Here is a 16,854-nt window from a genome sequence, read left to right as displayed (position 1 = left end):
ATGACCATTAATCGTCTTGAAGAAGCACTACTTAACCCTACTGGTTTAACTGAGCAAGATATTGCAGACACCCTTGCGAGTATTGCGACTCGTCAAATTGATTACGCAGATATTTACTTTCAATCAAGCTGGCATGAATCTCTAGTACTAGAAGACAGCATCATCAAAGATGGTTCTTTTAACATTGATTGTGGTGTAGGTGTTCGCGCAGTCTCTGGAGAAAAAACGGGTTTCGCATACTCGGACCAAATTCAGCTTGATGGCTTAAAGCAGAGTGCCATTGCGGCACGTGGTATTGCTCAACAAGGTCAAAATGGTCAGGTTCAAGCATTTAAGCGTAGCTCAAACCAAGCGTATTACGGCGCAACGAACCCATTAGAGTGTTGGCAGAAGCAGCAAAAAACAGAGCTATTACAAGCGTTAGATGCGTATATCCGTACTAAAGAACCGATGGTTCAAGAGGTTTCAATTAGTTTGAGTGGTGTGCACGAGCAGATGCTAGTTGCCGCAACGGATGGGACTTATGCGGGTGATATTCGCCCACTAGTTCGTTTGTCTATCAGCGTGTTGGCGCAAAAAGGTGATCGTCGCGAGCGTGGTAGCTCAGGCGGTGGTGGCCGCTTTGGTTATGATTTCTTCTTAGGTGATGAAAACGGAACTCAGATCGCTTATCAATATGCTGATGAAGCGATTCGTCAAGCGCTAGTGAACCTTGAAGCGATTGCCGCACCAGCAGGCGCAATGCCAGTGGTATTAGGTTCTGGTTGGCCAGGTGTCTTGTTACATGAAGCGGTGGGTCACGGACTAGAAGGTGACTTTAACCGTAAAGAATCATCGGTATTCTCTGGTAAAGTTGGCGAACAGGTCACGTCAAAGCTTTGCACGATTGTGGATGATGGCACGCTGAAAGATCTTCGTGGATCACTCAATGTGGATGATGAAGGTGTCAATGGCCAATACAATACACTGATTGAAAACGGCGTACTCAAAGGCTACATGCAAGATAAATTGAACGCTCGCTTAATGGGTGTTGCACCAACAGGTAACGGACGTCGTGAGTCTTATGCTCATCTACCAATGCCGCGCATGACAAACACATACATGTTGCCGGGTGAGCACAGCCCAGAAGAGATCATCTCGACAGTGAAGCGAGGCATTTACGCTCCGAACTTTGGTGGTGGTCAAGTGGATATCACTTCAGGTAAATTTGTTTTCTCTGCATCAGAAGCTTACATGATTGAAGACGGTAAAATTACTCACCCAGTCAAAGGTGCGACGCTTATTGGTTCTGGTATTGAAGCAATGCAGCAAGTCTCTATGGTTGGTAATGATCTGAGCTTAGATCGCGGTGTAGGTGTTTGTGGTAAAGCAGGTCAAAGTGTACCTGTCGGTGTCGGTCAGCCAACATTGAAACTGGATTCATTGACCGTTGGTGGTACCGAGTAAGATTTAGCTAAACAGTAAACACCATAAATGATGATAATGAGCGCCTAGGTAACTAGGCGCTCATTTTTGTAAATGCGTAAGAAAATAGACAGAAAAAGAGTCAAGATAATGAGTGTTTGGGCGTGACCTAAATCACAGCATCAAGTAAGATTAGCGACCTTTTTCTGTTCCTATAACATTCGTACTGAATTATTGAATGTTGCCTTTAAAATGGGCAACAGAAAGAAGATTTATAGCTAAAATTAATAGACCAAATTCCATTTAATAGATGAGGTAGTCAATTCATGACATTTGCTTTGGGGCAACGCTGGATTAGCGATACGGAAAGCGATTTAGGTTTAGGTACCGTCGTAGCATTGGATGCTCGTACAGTGACATTAATGTTTGCCGCTTCAGAAGAGAACCGTTTGTACGCACGAACTGAAGCACCCGTAACCCGAGTAACATTTAACGTTGGAGATGTTGTCGAAAGCCAAGAAGGTTGGTCTCTCAATGTTGAACAAGTCATCGAAGACAAAGGATTGTTTACCTATATCGGTAAGCGCGAAGATAATGGCGAAGAAGAGATCGCACTGCGCGAAATTTTCTTAAGTAACCAAATTCGCTTTAACAAGCCTCAAGATAAACTGTTTGCTGGTCAGATTGATCGTATGGATAACTTTGTTCTGCGCTACCGAGCGTTGAGCAATCAGTTTGAACAGCACAAGAGCCCAATGCGCGGCCTGTGTGGTATGCGTGCAGGTCTGATCCCTCATCAACTTTACATCGCACACGAAGTGGGTCGTCGTCATGCTCCTCGTGTATTGCTGGCTGATGAAGTGGGCTTAGGTAAAACCATCGAAGCGGGTATGATCATTCACCAACAAGTGTTGTCTGGTCGTGCTGAACGTATTCTTATTGTTGTTCCAGAAACATTGCAGCATCAGTGGCTCGTTGAAATGATGCGTCGTTTTAACCTGCACTTCTCTATCTTTGATGAAGAGCGCTGCATTGAAGCCTTTGCTGAATCAGACAACCCATTTGATACCCAGCAATATGTTCTTTGCTCATTAGACTTCCTACGTAAGAGTCGTAAGCGTTATGAGCAAGCATTAGAAGGTGAGTGGGATCTATTAGTCGTGGATGAAGCGCATCACTTAGAGTGGAGCGAAGACAAACCGAGTCGCCAATATCAAGTGGTTGAAGGGCTTGCTGATCGCACTCCAGGCGTACTGCTATTAACCGCGACGCCGGAACAACTCGGTCGAGAAAGCCATTTTGCTCGTCTACGCTTGCTTGATCCTGATCGTTTTTATGATTATCAAACCTTTGTCACCGAAGAAGATCAATACGCACCAGTTGCCGATTCAGTAACGGCACTGTTTTCGGGTATCAAATTAGAAAATAGCGCGAAGAATCAGATTACAGAACTGCTATCAGAGCAAGATGTAGAACCTCTGTTCCGTATTATCGAAAGTGACAGTGACGAAGAAGAGAAAGCCGCAGCACGCCAAGAGTTGATTGACAACTTAATGGATCGCCACGGTACGGGGCGAGTACTGTTCCGTAACACTCGTGCGGCAATTAAAGGCTTCCCAGAGCGTAATGTTCACTTGCTACCAATGGATATTCCATCTCAGTACACCACATCAATGCGCGTATCTGGCATGATCGGTGGCAAAATGCCTCCTGAAGCTCGTGCAATGAAAATGCTCTACCCTGAAGAGATCTTCCAAGAATTTGAAGGGGAAGATGCATCTTGGTGGCAGTTCGATTCTCGCGTTAACTGGTTATTAGAGAAAGTTAAAGAGAAGCGCAGTGAGAAGGTGTTAGTCATTGCTTCTCGTGCAAGTACGGCATTACAACTTGAGCAAGCACTACGCGAACGTGAAGGCATTAGAGCGACTGTTTTCCATGAAGGCATGTCAATCATCGAACGTGACAAAGCGGCTGCATATTTCGCTCAAGAAGAGGGTGGCGCCCAAGTTCTGATCTGTAGTGAAATCGGTTCTGAAGGTCGTAACTTCCAGTTTGCTAACCAATTGGTGATGTTTGATCTTCCATTTAATCCCGATCTGTTAGAGCAGCGCATTGGCCGTTTAGATCGTATTGGCCAGGAGCGCGATATCGATATTTATGTGCCTTACCTAAAAGGGACTTCTCAAGCGATTCTTGCGCGTTGGTTTGATGAAGGCCTTGGTGCATTTTCTGAAACGTGCCCGACAGGACGCGCGGTATACGACAAATACGCAGCGACATTGATCGATATGCTAGCGACAGGTAACACTGAGCAGTTAGATGAAATCATTGATGAGTCGGCGAAGATGAACAAAGAGTTGAAATCTCAGCTAGAACAAGGTCGTGACCGTCTACTTGAGATGCACTCGAATGGTGGCGAGAAAGCGCAAGAGATCGTCAATAAGATCGCGTCAACCGATGGCGATACTGGCTTGATCACTTTTGCTTTGAGCTTATTCGATACCATCGGCCTAAACCAAGATGATAAAGGTGAAAACGCACTGGTTGTGACGCCATCTGAACATATGATGGTGCCGAGCTACCCTGGGCTGCCTTATGAAGGCGCGACGATCACGTTTGATCGTGAAACCGCATTGTCTCGTGAAGATATGAACTTTATCAGCTGGGAACACCCAATGATTCAAGGTGGTATCGATCTATTGATGAGTGAAGGTGTCGGTACGTCAGCGGTCTCTTTACTGAAGAATAAAGCGTTGCCTGTTGGTACGATCTTGCTAGAGCTTATCTATCTTGTTGATGCTCAAGCACCAAAACGCAGTGGCATCAGTCGCTTCTTACCGCCAACGCCAATCCGTTTAATGATGGATGCACGTGGTAATGACCTGTCTGCACAAGTCGAATTTGAAAGCTTTAACCGTCAACTTAGCCCAGTAAACCGCCATTTAGGCAGCAAGCTGGTGGCATCGGTTCAAAATGATGTCTATAAGCTTATTTCATTAGGGGAAGCTCAAGTTGTAGAGCGTGTAGAAGCGATCCGTGAGCAGGCTCAGCAAGATATGCAGTCTAACCTTAATGGTGAGCTAGAGCGTTTACAGGCACTTAAAGCGGTAAACCCAAATATCCGAGATGAAGAGCTTGAAGCGATTGAAACGCAAATTCAAGAGTTAACGGGATACATTGGTAAAGCCCAAGTGCAGCTCGATTCATTACGCATGATAGTGGTAAGCCACAACTAATATTGTTTATTCTTGAGGGTGATATTGAGCGACCAATGAGCCTGATAAAGAGATAGCATGATAGAGCTCGATTTAGTTTTTAGACTAAATCGAGTTTTTCTTTTTTACTAAATGAGATGTCACAATGGCGATGATTGAATACACTCCCCCGACAGAACCTTGGATTGATATTGTGTATCAAGATAATGATATTCTGGTCGCCAATAAGCCATCGGGATTGCTTTCCGTACCCGGTAGGGCGCCTGAGCATTATGATAGTATGTGGAGCCGTTTAGTCGCTGAATACCCAGAGATACAGGTGGTGCATCGACTCGATATGTCGACATCGGGTTTAATGCTTTTCGCCATGCATAAAGAAGCTGAGCGTTCATTGAAGAAACAGTTTCAATACCGCTTAACTCACAAAATATATTACGCACGTGTATGGGGATTAGTCGAAGAGGAACAAGGCGAGATTGATCTTCCGCTCATCTGTGACTGGCCGAATAGACCAAGGCAGAAGGTTTGTTATGAGAATGGAAAGCCATCGAAAACGCGCTACCAAGTGGCCAAGCGCGAAGAGAAAACGACCTTATTGAGGTTACTTCCTATCACTGGTCGTTCACATCAATTACGTGTTCATGCGATGGAAATCGGGCATTCAATTGTCGGCGATGAGTTTTACTCGTCAGGTGAGGCGCTAACTTTCTCTGATAGATTAGCGCTGCATGCTTGTGAGCTGAGTTTTTATCATCCCGCCACCGAAAAATTGTTTACGGCGTTTGTGCCATGCGATTTCTATCCAGAGGTTGAGCCTCAAGTTCTGCAACATTTTGAAGCAAGTGAGTGCTTACCAGACTACAAAACCTTGCCTAAAAATTAAAAAAACGGCCATTCATTGAATGGCCGTTTTCTATAGAAATCTGAATCGATCTTATATCGATAGAGATCATGTTACGAGTTCTGCGGTTTTACCACTAACACATTGATAGGTGAGTTTTGCACGACTTTACTCGCCACCGATCCTAGTACGACTTTGTCCATTCTTGACCGTTTATGGCTTGGCATAATGATTAAGTCGGCACCAAGTTTTGCTGCATACTCAAGGATGGTTGAGTATGGTTTTCCTTCAGCAACATGAACTTTGTAGATAACTTCATCATCGATATGTTGATCAGCAAAAGCTTTCAGCTGGCTTTTAACATCTAGCTTCATCTTGTGAGCCGCATCTTTAGGGAAGTAAGTCGCGACCATAGACATATGAATGCCAGGTAAAACATTCAATAGGTGAACTTCAGCGTTAGAGTGTTTCGCATGCCAAACCGCTAACTCAACGGCTTTATCTGAAAAGCCTTTATCATTTAAATCGACAGGAACAAGGATTTGTTTATACATTATTTATTCTCTTTAAATTGTGCAGCTAACGCTAATCGCTAGCTGCCGCCAATATCCTTTCCAGTAAGAAAGCCGATAGTACCACTTTCTCTATTAAGCGCTTAGTACATCCTTACGAGCGCGTCTACGTTGGTTTAAGCCTAGTCCAATAAGAAGAAGTAGGGCTGGAACAAAAACCCACTCTTTCATCGGTCTATCTGCATCTTGAATAATGGATTTAATCTCCCAATCGAAATCAATACCAGAAGACTCCGCAGGGCTACCAAACTCAACCATATCAACAATCATTTTGCCATCAACCTGATTTAGCATTAGGCCCATGGACGAAATTCGCTCTTCTGCGCTTACCGCGTAATCATCAAATGGTAGGCGAACCGTTTTCTCAGAGTAGTCGCCTTCAAGGTTTTCACCAGCAACTCTCAGCTCAAGTGATTGTCCTACATTTAGTTTTTCAGTAATTTGAGCTATCTCAACTCCTGGCGAAAGAACTTTTGCAGGGTAAACCATGTCCCACCAAAAACCAGGACGGAAGAAGGTGAACGTTAGTGCTAATAATAGGACGGTTTCCCACCATTTATTACGTGTAAACCACCAACCTTGTGTTGCGGCCGAGAAAATCAACATTGCAACGACAGATGAGAAGATGGTTAACGCTAAATGCCACCATGTATCAATGCCCATCAAGAGGAGTTGCGTATTAAACACGAACATAAATGGAAGAATGGCCGTTCTAATATCGTAGGTAAAACCTTGAATACCGGTTCGAATTGGGTCTGATTTTGCAATCGCAGCAGCCGCGAACGCAGCTAAACCTACAGGTGGCGTATCATCGGCTAATATCCCGAAATAGAACACAAATAGGTGGACCGCAATGAGTGGAATGATCAGCCCGTGAGCGGCACCTAAAGTCACAATTACTGGCGCCATCAAAGTAGACACAACGATGTAGTTTGCCGTGGTAGGCAACCCCATGCCCAGCACTAAGCTAATAACCGCAGTAAATAGCAGCATTAAAATGATGCTTCCGCCAGAGATGAACTCAACAAAATCGGTCATGACTAAGCCGATACCAGTCAGCGTTACAACACCGACAACCGTACCCGCAGCGGCAGTTGCGACACCAATACCGATCATATTACGAGCACCAGAGACTAAGCTTTCGAGTAGATCGATGAATCCGGCTTTTACTTGCTCATTGATATCACCCGTTTTAGACATTAGAGCAATTAATGGACGTTGAGTGATCAAGATGAAAATCATGAACACGGTTGCCCAGAATGCAGATAACCCAGGAGAAAAACGCTCAACGGTTAAACACCAGACTAGAACAACAATAGGTAACAGAAAGTGCAAACCAGATTTCACAGTTGGGCCGGGATCGGGTACTTCAGTTAGCTCAGCATTAATATCCATGCCACCTTCCGCTGCATACTTTGCGGATACGCGGATCAGAGCCACATACGAGAGTAATAAAGCAACGGTCACAATCGGGGTTGCTGCCGCGCCAAATACATCTTTCGTCCAACCGACGCCGTAGTAAACCGCAGCACTTATTACACATAAACCAAGGATGGTTCCGGTGAAAGAGAGCAAGCTTTGGATAATTGTTGGTGTGTGGCGACGAGGTAACCCGGTCATGCCGGCTTTACAGGCTTCTAAGTGAACAATGTAGATAAGCGCAATGTAAGAAATTAGTGCTGGAAGTAGAGCTGCTTTGATCACTTCTACGTAAGAAATACCCACGTATTCCACCATTAAGAATGCTGCTGCACCCATGATTGGTGGTGTTAATTGCCCGTTTGTGGATGCGGCAACTTCAACTGCTCCCGCTTTCTCGCCAGAAAACCCGACACGTTTCATTAATGGGATCGTAAACGTACCAGTGGTGACTACGTTTGCAATTGAAGAGCCAGAAACAAGACCGGATAAACCAGAAGCGACAACGGCCGCTTTTGCTGGTCCGCCACGCATATGACCAAGCAGTGAGAAGGCCACTTTAATGAAGTATGCACCTGCACCCGCTCGCTCTAGCATCGCGCCAAAAAGAACGAATAGGAATACAAAAGAGGTTGAAACACCGAGCGCTACGCCAAATACACCTTCAGTGGTTAGCCATAGGTGAGACATTGCTTTATTCAAGCTTGCCCCTTTATGAGCGATAACATCTGGCATGTGAGGGCCGCCAAATGTGTACAGTAGGAATACAGCTGCTACCACCATTAACGGTGGACCTAAAGCTCGACGAGTGGCTTCTAAAAGTAGAACCATTCCTGTAACGGCAGCAACGATATCAAAAGTCGTCGGTGCGCCTGAACGGTCGGCTAATTCGCTATAAAAAAGGTAGATATAAGCCGCTGAAAAACTACCTGCTAGGGCTAGTAACCAATCGACCGCGGGAATGCTATCTCGCGGTGAATTTTTCATTGCAGGGTAGGCGGTGAACGCCAAGAAAATAGCAAAAGTGAGATGGATCGAGCGTGCTTGAGTGTCATTAAGCACGGCAAAATCAAAAATAAATGGCAGTGGCGATGCGTACCAAAGTTGGAATAGCGACCAACAGAGTGGTACAAACCATAAAATTCTCCCAGAAAGACCGCTCGGATTACGCGCTCCGGTGTCGGATTGGGCCACCATTTCTTGCACATCTGGAGACGGTGTGTTTGTCTGCGTCATGTACTTTATCCTTATTTCTTGATGGTCTAGACTCATCGTTCTTCGACTTAGAGTTCTATTGAGCACCTATCAGTGTAGTAAATAGATGAAAACTTGCTCTGAGTATCGACTTGTCTTGGGTTATTACGAAGGTTGGTTTTTCAAATTTAGAAAACCAAAAGTGGTTATGTTTTGCCGTTATAGTAATTGGGATTGAATTGGCAAAAACATCTCAGCATTCATCATGCGGAGTAAACAAATAAGGAGGCTGGAGCCTCCTTATATTAGACAATAGTTTGAAACAATTATTTCAAAAGACCGACTTCTTTGTAGTATTTAACTGCACCTGGGTGAAGAGGGATAGATAGACCTGCTTTAACCATATCTTCTTTCTTCAGGTTTGCAAACGCAGGGTGAAGGCGTTTGAAAGTGCTAAAGTTTTCAAATACTGCTTTTGCAACATTGTAAGCAACTTCATCAGGAACGTCCGTCGTTGTTACCATCGTAGCGGCAACACCAAAACTGTTTACGTCATCTTCTGTACCGCGATACATACCTGCAGGTACATTGCTGTAGGCGTAGTAAGGGTTGTCAGCAACAATCTTGTCAATTTGAGGACCCGTAGCTGGAACTAGCTTCGCATCACAAGATGTTGTTGCTTCTTTGATTGATCCGTTCGGGTGGCCAACCATGTAGATGAATGCGTCAATTTTATTATCACATAGAGCTTGTGAACGCTCAGAACCTTTAAGTTCAGACGCTAGTTTGAAGCTGTCGTTTGTCCAGCCCATCGCATCCATGACAACGCCCATTGTTGCGCGATCACCAGAACCTGGGTTACCGATGTTTACACGCTTACCTTTTAGATCAGCAACGCCTTCGATACCAGCATCTGAACGAGCAATGATGTTGAATGGTTCTGTGTGAAGAGAGAACATTGCACGCAGTTTTTTGTACGGACCTTGTTCTGCAAATTTACTTGTACCGTTGTAGCCGTGGAACTGCCAGTCAGACTGAACAACACCAAAATCAAGCTCACCCGCACGCATAGTGTTAACGTTGTAAATTGAGCCACCAGTAGATTCTACTGAACAACGAATGTTGTGCTCTTTACGACCTTTGTTCACTAATTTACAAATAGCACCGCCAGTAGGGTAGTAAACACCAGTTACTGAACCTGTACCAATTGTGATGAACTCTTGTGCGTTAACTGCACCAGCACCAATTACTGCAGCTGCAATAGCGCTGACTTTAACAAGTTTGTTAAATGCCATGAATTTTCCTTCCTTATTCATTGTTAGTCCTGAAACAAGTGTAGCTGCTTCTGGAGTTTCCTATCTAAAAACGGCACCTTTTTCAATCCATCGGTTGAAAAAGAGGCTGAATAATAGCAAAAAATTGGTAGATAATTACAAGAATGTTAAAAGTTATAGCTAAATAGTCTAAGTGTATAACAAGAAAATAGCAGAAATGCGATGTTGAAATTCGATGAAAATCAATAACTTGAATTTAGCATGAGACTAGGAGATGAATAGCGTAAGATGTGATCTAGGTCACAGCGAAAGAGTCTCACAGTGACCTATATAAGAATCAAATAGTTAGCCTGCGTAATCAAACAGATCGCATACTGAGTCGAATAATTGCTCAGTGGTAACGTTGAGAGTTGGAGTAATGAAAATAGTATCATCTCCAGCTACGACACCTAAAATGCCTTCTGACTTACCTAAAGAATCAAGTAAACGTGCGATAAGTTGAGCGGCACCTGGTCCGGTATGAATAACAACAATCGCATTGTTATGATCAATATCGAGAACAAGTTCACGTAAGGAGCTTGATACCGTAGGGACACCCAACTCAGCAGGTAAGCAGTACACCATTTCCATTTTGGCATTGCGTGTACGAACTGCTCCAAACTTGGTAAGCATCCGAGATACTTTCGATTGGTTGATACTCTCAAAACCTTCATGTTTTAGAGCGTCTACGATCTCACCTTGTGAGCCAAATTTCTCTTCTTTTAGTAAGGCTTTGAAAGCTCGAACTAAGTTATCTTGTTTTTCTGTATTGCGCATAGTTCTGTCTTATATCCCGCTGAGAAAACACATATATCCACAGCCGCGCATTCTGACATAGATATGAGGGATTAACCAAACTATCCCTGAAATCTGTTATTAATATCACTGTAAAACCTTTATAAAATGCTTCTTTCCGTTCGGTGGTATTCCGTTGTGACATTATTAATTTAAGTTCATAATCTCGTTCTTCTGTGTAGCACGTTTTTATTGCCTATATATTGGTTTGAGCGAGGTCGCAAAGCTGAAGTTAATTGATTGTAATCAGTATGTGATTACTATAATTTTCTATTCATCCAATATACAAAAAACCTACAAATATATTTATAAGAGATCCATTCTCAAGGAGAACTATAATGAAAGTTGCTGTTATTGGTGCCGCTGGTGGCATCGGTCAAGCTCTAGCCCTACTACTTAAGAACCGTCTTCCTGCTGGTTCAGATCTAGCCCTTTACGATATCGCTCCGGTTACACCTGGTGTTGCTGCTGATCTTAGTCATATTCCAACTCCTGTATCGATCAAAGGTTATGCTGGCGAAGATCCAACTCCTGCTCTTGAAGGGGCTGATGTTGTATTGATCTCTGCAGGTATCGCTCGTAAACCTGGGATGGATCGTGCGGATCTTTTTAATGTCAATGCCGGTATCGTTAAGTCTCTGACTGAAAAAATTGCACAAGTTTGTCCAAAAGCTTGTGTTGGTATCATTACAAACCCTGTAAACACTACGGTGCCTATTGCCGCTGAAGTGCTTAAAAAAGCGGGTGTTTATGATAAGCGCCGTTTATTTGGTATCACGACTCTTGATGTGATCCGTTCAGAAACTTTTGTTGCAGCACTGAAAGATAAAGATCCAGGCGATGTTCGTGTTCCTGTTATCGGTGGCCACTCTGGCGTAACGATCCTTCCTCTTCTTTCTCAAGTAGAAGGTGTGGAATTTAGCGATGAAGAAGTGGCTGCACTGACAAAACGTATCCAGAATGCGGGTACTGAAGTTGTGGAAGCTAAAGCGGGTGGTGGTAGTGCGACACTTTCAATGGGACAAGCGGCTTGTCGTTTTGGTCTTGCTCTTGTTAAAGGCTTGCAAGGTGAAGAGAATGTCATCGAATGCGCTTATGTTGAAGGTGAAGGCGAACATGCTCCATTCTTCGCACAACCCGTTAAGCTAGGTAAAGAGGGTGCAGAAGCAATCTTAAGCTACGGTGAGCTGAGTGAGTTTGAAAAAGCAGCACTAGACGGCATGCTAGAAACGTTAAATGGTGACATTGCGACAGGTGTTGAATTCGCTAAATAGCACCAAAAGACAGCTTTCTATACTTTCTATATTGGAAGGCAGTTATTGAATTGAAGTCGGCCTATGGTCGGCTTTTTTATTTTGTGTACGCTAAAAATAAAAAAGCCTATATGATCTCACTGGTGAGAGGTCATATAGGCTTTTTTGTATTTCGAATGACAAAGGAGCGTTTGGCTGTACCTCTTAACTGAACTTACTTGGTTCGATTCACGGCTAAATGAGCAAGGGTAATTAACGCCTGCTTATATTCAGACTCAGGTAGAATCGAGAGTTCAAGAATCGCTTTGTCTGCTTCTTCATGTGCTTTATCAGTGGTGTATTCCAAAGCGCCGGTTTGCTTCATTGTTTCTAGAATTGCATCTAGCTTATCTATGCCATTGGATTGCTCGATAGCTTCTTTAATCATTTCAGCTTGCTCTGGGTTTCCGTGGCGCATTGCGTAAAGCAAAGGAAGAGTAGGTTTGCCTTCTGCAAGGTCATCCCCCACATTTTTTCCCATATCTTCGCCATCAGAGGTGTAATCCATCACATCGTCAATCAGTTGGAATGCAGTGCCTAGGTATTTACCGTAGTTTTGCAAGGCGACTTCAATTTCAGTAGAAGAATCAGTCAAAATGGCCCCAATCTGAGTCGCGGCTTCAAAGAGGCGCGCGGTTTTAGAGTAGATGACCTGCATGTAACTCTCTTCAGTGGTATTGGGATCGTTACAGTTCATTAATTGCAGAACTTCACCTTCTGCAATGACATTCACCGCTTCACTCATGAGCCCAAGGATCTTTAATGATCCTAGCCCTGTCATCATCTGGAATGAACGGGTATAGATAAAGTCACCGACTAAAACACTAGCAGCATTACCAAAGGCGGCATTAGCGGTTGCTTTGCCACGTCGCATGTCAGATTCATCAACAACATCGTCATGCAGCAAGGTTGCTGTATGGATGAATTCAATAAATGCGGCCGCTGTCGTGTGCGCTTCTCCCTGATATCCCAAGGCTTTTGCCGATAGTATCGCAAGCAGTGGGCGTAGGCGTTTGCCACCGCCACTCACAATATAAAAGCCTAATTGGTTGATTAAACTTACATCAGAATTGAGTTGAGCTTGAATTGTTTCATTCACTTTTGCCATATCATCGGCAGTAAGCGTTTGGATAGCTTTAAAATCCATTATATACCCGGCTGAGGTTAGACCCTGTAAGGTTTATTTGTTCTATTTAATTTACGAATAGTACACTAAAAAACGTTGATTAATACATCACTAAAGGGCATGATTGCCGCACTTTTCTTTGGCGATTAGCTTTTCGCCAATTATTTTAAAATATGGCTTGTCATAGACGTATGGTTCACGTAGAATCTGCGCCCTATTGATTAGTTTAGCGCACACCCGAGTTGTTCAAATAACAACCATAGGCTGTGCGGAAAAAGCGGAGTAAAATATGTACGCTGTTTTCCAATCTGGTGGTAAACAACACCGAGTAAGCGAAGGTCAAACCCTTCGTTTAGAGAAATTAGACGTTGAAACTGGCGCAACAGTTGAATTTGATAAAGTTCTACTAATTGCAAACGGTGAAGAAATCTCAGTTGGCGCACCTCTAGTAGAGGGCGGTAAAATTACTGCTGAAGTAGTACAACACGGTCGTGGCGATAAAGTTAAAATCGTTAAGTTCCGTCGTCGTAAGCACTCTCGTAAGCAGCAAGGCCACCGTCAGTGGTTCACTGAAGTGAAAATCACTGGCATCAACGCTTAAGTATTAGGAGAGTTCTACAATGGCACACAAAAAAGCTGGCGGTTCTACTAATAACGGCCGCGATTCAGAAAGCAAACGTCTTGGTGTTAAGCGTTTTGGTGGTGAATCTGTTCTTGCAGGTAACATCATCGTTCGTCAACGTGGTACTAAGTTCCACGCTGGCACAAACGTTGGCATCGGTAAAGACCATACTCTTTTCGCTCTTACTGAAGGTAAAGTGAAATTTGAAGTTAAAGGTCCTAAAAACCGTAAATTCGTAAGCATCGATTCTGAGTAATTCTTAGTTTCAAGCTGAATTCAAAAGCCCTGCCTTTAGGCGGGGTTTTTTATTTATAGAGAGAACAAAAAGTAAGATCACTGTTCATAATGATGAGCTTATCTTCCTTTTTGTTCCTTTCGCAGGTGAACAATAGTTTTGAGGTGATCGATCTATTGATTCTCGGATCTGCTAGAATTTATATCATGCTTAGTTGGATGATATTGCAACGCACAAAATGCGGAGTAAAAGATGAAATTTGTTGATGAATCGACAGTAAAAGTAGAAGCGGGCGACGGCGGTAGCGGCGTTGTTAGTTTTTGGCGTGAAAAATTTGTTGCTAAAGGCGGCCCTGATGGCGGCGATGGCGGTGATGGCGGCGATGTTTATATCCAAGCTGACGAGAACCTAAATACTCTTGTTGACTACCGTTTCGAACGTTTCCATAAGGCTGAGCGTGGCACTAATGGTAGCGGCGGTAACTGTACTGGTAAGCGTGGTAAAGACAAAGTATTACGCGTACCTGTTGGTACTCGTGCTGTTGATATCCACACCAATGAAGTGGTGGGTGAAGTTGCTGAACACGGCAAAAAAATCATGGTTGCTAAAGGCGGCTGGCACGGTCTAGGTAACACTCGCTTTAAGTCGTCAGTGAACCGAGCTCCTCGTCAGAAGACTTTAGGTACTAAAGGTGAAGTTCGAGAACTGCGATTAGAGCTATTGCTACTGGCTGATGTTGGTATGCTAGGTTTGCCTAACGCAGGTAAATCAACCTTTATTCGTTCTGTATCAGCAGCGAAACCAAAAGTTGCCGATTACCCATTTACTACGTTAATTCCAAGCTTGGGTGTGGTGAGTGTCGTTCCTGAGCGTAGCTTTGTTGTTGCCGATATCCCGGGTCTAATTGAAGGCGCTGCTGACGGTGCCGGTTTGGGTATTCGTTTCTTGAAGCACCTTGAACGTTGCCGCGTTCTTCTGCACATGATCGACATCATGCCAATTGATCAATCAGATCCTATTCAGAATGCACTGACGATCATTGATGAGCTAGAGCAATACAGTGAAAAAGTGGCAGAAAAACCTCGCTGGTTAGTGTTCAACAAAGTTGACTTAATGCCTGAAGAAGAAGCTGACAAGATCATTCAAAGTGTTCTTGATGCTCTTGGTTGGGAAGATGAGTACTTCAAGATTTCAGCAGTAAACAAGCAAGGCACTAAAGAGCTGTGCTTCAAGTTGTCTACCTTCATGGAAAATCTACCTAAAGAAGCATTAGTGCTAAGTGAAGACGAAAAAGTTGACTTCATGTGGGATGATTACCATAAAGATGCGATGAGCGGTAAAGACGTCGTAACGGAAGATGATTGGGATGATGAAGATTGGGATGACGAAGAAGATGACGGCCATGTTGTCTACGTTCGTGACTAACTTCAGCTAGTTGACTAAAACCGCAATGTGAATTGCGGTTTTTTTGTATCTATATCATATCCCGTAAGCTATTTTTCATGCAGACTACTGCTCTTATTGAATAATTGGCCAAATGGAAGGATTCATGGCATCAAAACAGAGAGCAACGTCGCGATTGATTGCTCAAGCAGGGCAAATGTTGTTGGCTCACGGAGCTGAAAGCGCATTAGTTGGTGACATTATGCGTCGAATTGGACTCGCAAGTGGAATGGATGAAGTGGAAGTCGCGCTTTCCGCTAACTCACTTGTGGTAACAACTATGATGGATGATCACTGCATCACAACAACCCGAAGTTGTCCTGATCGTGGGATCAACATGCGAGCGGTCACTCAGATCCAAAGGATCTGCATTATGCTTGAAAAAGGCATTGTAGATTACTCCCTTGCTCAGAAAAAACTGAATGAGATAAGTCCCGAGCGTTATAACCGCTGGCTTGTCGTACTCATGATTGGTTTATCTTGCGCTTCATTTAGTCATTTGGCCGGTGGTGACTGGTCTGTTTTTGCGATGACATTTCTTGCTTCTTCCTCTGGAATGATTGTTCGTCAAGAGATCGGGCATCGACACTTTAACCCTCTAATGAACTTTGCCGCGACGGCTTTTGTGACCAGTGCTATTTCAGCCCAAGCGGTGTTGTATAACATTGGTAATTTGCCTGAGATTGTCATGGCTTCTTCTGTATTAATGCTTGTTCCCGGTTTTCCGCTGATTAATGCTGTTGCCGATATGCTTAAAGGGCATATTAATATGGGCATTGCACGATTTGTTATGGCGAGCTTATTAACCTTAGCCACAAGTTTAGGCATTGTTGCAGCAATGAGTTTAACCGGAGTGTGGGGGTGGGTTGGATAATGGATTATCAATTGATGGATTTACTTCTCGGGCTGCTGAACGATATGTTTTTTGCCGCTATTCCTGCCGTTGGCTTTGCACTGGTGTTTAATGTGCCGCAGAAAGCATTAATTTACTGTGCGCTTGGTGGCTCTATTGGTCACGGAAGTCGCTATTTAATGATGCAGTTCGGTATTCCTATTGAGTGGGCCACCTTTTTCGCAGCCACCATTGTCGGCATGGTAGGTGTCCATTGGTCGCACAAATTTTTAGCTCATCCTAAGGTGTTTACCGTTGCGGCTTTGATTCCTATGGTTCCAGGAGTCTTCGCATTTAAAGCGATGATTGCTATGGTTGAAATTAATCATATGGGGTACACCCCAGAACTCGTCGCCACTTTAATGGAAAACTTTTTGAAGGCGATGTTCATTATCGCAGGTCTTGCGATTGGATTAGCGGTACCAGGGTTGCTATTCTATCGTCGCAGACCCATTGTGTAGCCTATCGCTAACCATGAACTCACTAAAATA

At 43.9% G+C, this 16,854-nt stretch carries 14 protein-coding genes; 9 read left to right on the top strand and 5 right to left on the bottom strand.

Translation table 11 applies throughout. From position 1 onward, the window contains the following. The 3 genes from tldD (at nucleotide 1) to FCV43_RS05190 (ending at nucleotide 5,502) form a co-directional block, all read left to right on the top strand. Entirely contained in the window at nucleotides 1–1,446 is a 1,446-nt protein-coding gene (gene tldD, locus FCV43_RS05200; protein ID WP_017051166.1) for a metalloprotease TldD, read from the top strand. 284 nt (nucleotides 1,447–1,730) lie between these two features. Then, nucleotides 1,731–4,640, top strand: coding sequence for an RNA polymerase-associated protein RapA (rapA, locus tag FCV43_RS05195; RefSeq protein WP_017051165.1), 2,910 nt, complete (start codon nucleotides 1,731–1,733; stop codon nucleotides 4,638–4,640). A 124-nt stretch (nucleotides 4,641–4,764) separates the two neighbouring features. After that, nucleotides 4,765–5,502, top strand: coding sequence for a pseudouridine synthase (locus FCV43_RS05190; RefSeq protein WP_136994198.1), 738 nt, complete (start codon nucleotides 4,765–4,767; stop codon nucleotides 5,500–5,502). A 71-nt stretch (nucleotides 5,503–5,573) separates the two neighbouring features. Here FCV43_RS05190 and FCV43_RS05185 read toward each other — a convergent pair whose 3' ends face one another. The 4 genes from FCV43_RS05185 to argR form a co-directional block, all read right to left on the bottom strand. Next, entirely contained in the window at nucleotides 5,574–6,014 is a 441-nt protein-coding gene (locus FCV43_RS05185; RefSeq protein WP_136994197.1) for a universal stress protein, read from the bottom strand. Between the two features lie 93 nt (nucleotides 6,015–6,107). Beyond that, nucleotides 6,108–8,687: a TRAP transporter permease gene (locus tag FCV43_RS05180; protein ID WP_136994196.1), complete on the bottom strand. Its 2,580-nt coding sequence runs from the start codon at nucleotides 8,685–8,687 to the stop codon at nucleotides 6,108–6,110. Between the two features lie 284 nt (nucleotides 8,688–8,971). After that, on the bottom strand, nucleotides 8,972–9,940 hold the full coding sequence (locus FCV43_RS05175; RefSeq protein WP_017051161.1) for a TAXI family TRAP transporter solute-binding subunit: 969 nt from the start codon (nucleotides 9,938–9,940) through the stop codon (nucleotides 8,972–8,974). A 324-nt stretch (nucleotides 9,941–10,264) separates the two neighbouring features. Continuing rightward, nucleotides 10,265–10,735 (bottom strand): transcriptional regulator ArgR, encoded by a 471-nt coding sequence (argR, locus tag FCV43_RS05165; RefSeq protein WP_017051160.1) that lies wholly within the window; start codon nucleotides 10,733–10,735, stop codon nucleotides 10,265–10,267. A 356-nt stretch (nucleotides 10,736–11,091) separates the two neighbouring features. Between argR and mdh the strand changes: the two genes are divergently transcribed. Next, nucleotides 11,092–12,027: a malate dehydrogenase gene (mdh, locus tag FCV43_RS05160; RefSeq protein ID WP_017051159.1), complete on the top strand. Its 936-nt coding sequence runs from the start codon at nucleotides 11,092–11,094 to the stop codon at nucleotides 12,025–12,027. Nucleotides 12,028–12,220: 193 nt separating this feature from the next. Here the strand turns inward: mdh and ispB are convergent, their stop codons facing one another. After that, nucleotides 12,221–13,192, bottom strand: coding sequence for an octaprenyl diphosphate synthase (ispB, locus tag FCV43_RS05155; RefSeq protein WP_017051158.1), 972 nt, complete (start codon nucleotides 13,190–13,192; stop codon nucleotides 12,221–12,223). A gap of 268 nt (nucleotides 13,193–13,460) precedes the next feature. On the opposite strand from ispB, the gene rplU reads away from it, so the two are divergent. The 5 genes from rplU (at nucleotide 13,461) to FCV43_RS05130 (ending at nucleotide 16,824) form a co-directional block, all read left to right on the top strand. Continuing rightward, nucleotides 13,461–13,772 (top strand): 50S ribosomal protein L21, encoded by a 312-nt coding sequence (rplU, locus tag FCV43_RS05150; RefSeq protein WP_017051157.1) that lies wholly within the window; start codon nucleotides 13,461–13,463, stop codon nucleotides 13,770–13,772. A gap of 19 nt (nucleotides 13,773–13,791) precedes the next feature. Beyond that, nucleotides 13,792–14,049 (top strand): 50S ribosomal protein L27, encoded by a 258-nt coding sequence (rpmA, locus tag FCV43_RS05145; RefSeq protein ID WP_017051156.1) that lies wholly within the window; start codon nucleotides 13,792–13,794, stop codon nucleotides 14,047–14,049. Between the two features lie 231 nt (nucleotides 14,050–14,280). Continuing rightward, the gene (cgtA, locus tag FCV43_RS05140) at nucleotides 14,281–15,453 is read left to right on the top strand and encodes an Obg family GTPase CgtA (protein ID WP_017051155.1); all 1,173 of its coding nucleotides are present in this window, start codon (nucleotides 14,281–14,283) and stop codon (nucleotides 15,451–15,453) included. Between the two features lie 124 nt (nucleotides 15,454–15,577). Next, nucleotides 15,578–16,345: a threonine/serine exporter family protein gene (locus tag FCV43_RS05135; protein WP_017051154.1), complete on the top strand. Its 768-nt coding sequence runs from the start codon at nucleotides 15,578–15,580 to the stop codon at nucleotides 16,343–16,345. Then, on the top strand, nucleotides 16,345–16,824 hold the full coding sequence (locus FCV43_RS05130; protein WP_017051153.1) for a threonine/serine exporter family protein: 480 nt from the start codon (nucleotides 16,345–16,347) through the stop codon (nucleotides 16,822–16,824). Before FCV43_RS05135 ends, FCV43_RS05130 begins: the two co-directional genes overlap by 1 nt. Nucleotides 16,825–16,854: the final 30 nt, after the last annotated feature.

The organism is Vibrio genomosp. F6, assembly GCF_005146325.1.
In the GTDB taxonomy this organism is placed as follows: domain Bacteria; phylum Pseudomonadota; class Gammaproteobacteria; order Enterobacterales; family Vibrionaceae; genus Vibrio; species Vibrio cortegadensis.
The sequence above is the reverse complement of the archived record's forward strand: the minus strand, read 5'-3'. Positions and strand labels throughout refer to the sequence as shown.

What these genes read in the sequence shown, in the direction of transcription:
- tldD (WP_017051166.1), top strand. Translation starts at nt 1, where the DNA reads ATGACCATTAATCGTCTTGAAGAAGCACTACTTAACCCTACTGGTTTA.
- rapA (WP_017051165.1), top strand. Translation starts at nt 1,731, where the DNA reads ATGACATTTGCTTTGGGGCAACGCTGGATTAGCGATACGGAAAGCGAT.
- FCV43_RS05190 (WP_136994198.1), top strand. Translation starts at nt 4,765, where the DNA reads ATGGCGATGATTGAATACACTCCCCCGACAGAACCTTGGATTGATATT.
- FCV43_RS05185 (WP_136994197.1), bottom strand. Translation starts at nt 6,014, where the DNA reads ATGTATAAACAAATCCTTGTTCCTGTCGATTTAAATGATAAAGGCTTT.
- FCV43_RS05180 (WP_136994196.1), bottom strand. Translation starts at nt 8,687, where the DNA reads ATGACGCAGACAAACACACCGTCTCCAGATGTGCAAGAAATGGTGGCC.
- FCV43_RS05175 (WP_017051161.1), bottom strand. Translation starts at nt 9,940, where the DNA reads ATGGCATTTAACAAACTTGTTAAAGTCAGCGCTATTGCAGCTGCAGTA.
- argR (WP_017051160.1), bottom strand. Translation starts at nt 10,735, where the DNA reads ATGCGCAATACAGAAAAACAAGATAACTTAGTTCGAGCTTTCAAAGCC.
- mdh (WP_017051159.1), top strand. Translation starts at nt 11,092, where the DNA reads ATGAAAGTTGCTGTTATTGGTGCCGCTGGTGGCATCGGTCAAGCTCTA.
- ispB (WP_017051158.1), bottom strand. Translation starts at nt 13,192, where the DNA reads ATGGATTTTAAAGCTATCCAAACGCTTACTGCCGATGATATGGCAAAA.
- rplU (WP_017051157.1), top strand. Translation starts at nt 13,461, where the DNA reads ATGTACGCTGTTTTCCAATCTGGTGGTAAACAACACCGAGTAAGCGAA.
- rpmA (WP_017051156.1), top strand. Translation starts at nt 13,792, where the DNA reads ATGGCACACAAAAAAGCTGGCGGTTCTACTAATAACGGCCGCGATTCA.
- cgtA (WP_017051155.1), top strand. Translation starts at nt 14,281, where the DNA reads ATGAAATTTGTTGATGAATCGACAGTAAAAGTAGAAGCGGGCGACGGC.
- FCV43_RS05135 (WP_017051154.1), top strand. Translation starts at nt 15,578, where the DNA reads ATGGCATCAAAACAGAGAGCAACGTCGCGATTGATTGCTCAAGCAGGG.
- FCV43_RS05130 (WP_017051153.1), top strand. Translation starts at nt 16,345, where the DNA reads ATGGATTATCAATTGATGGATTTACTTCTCGGGCTGCTGAACGATATG.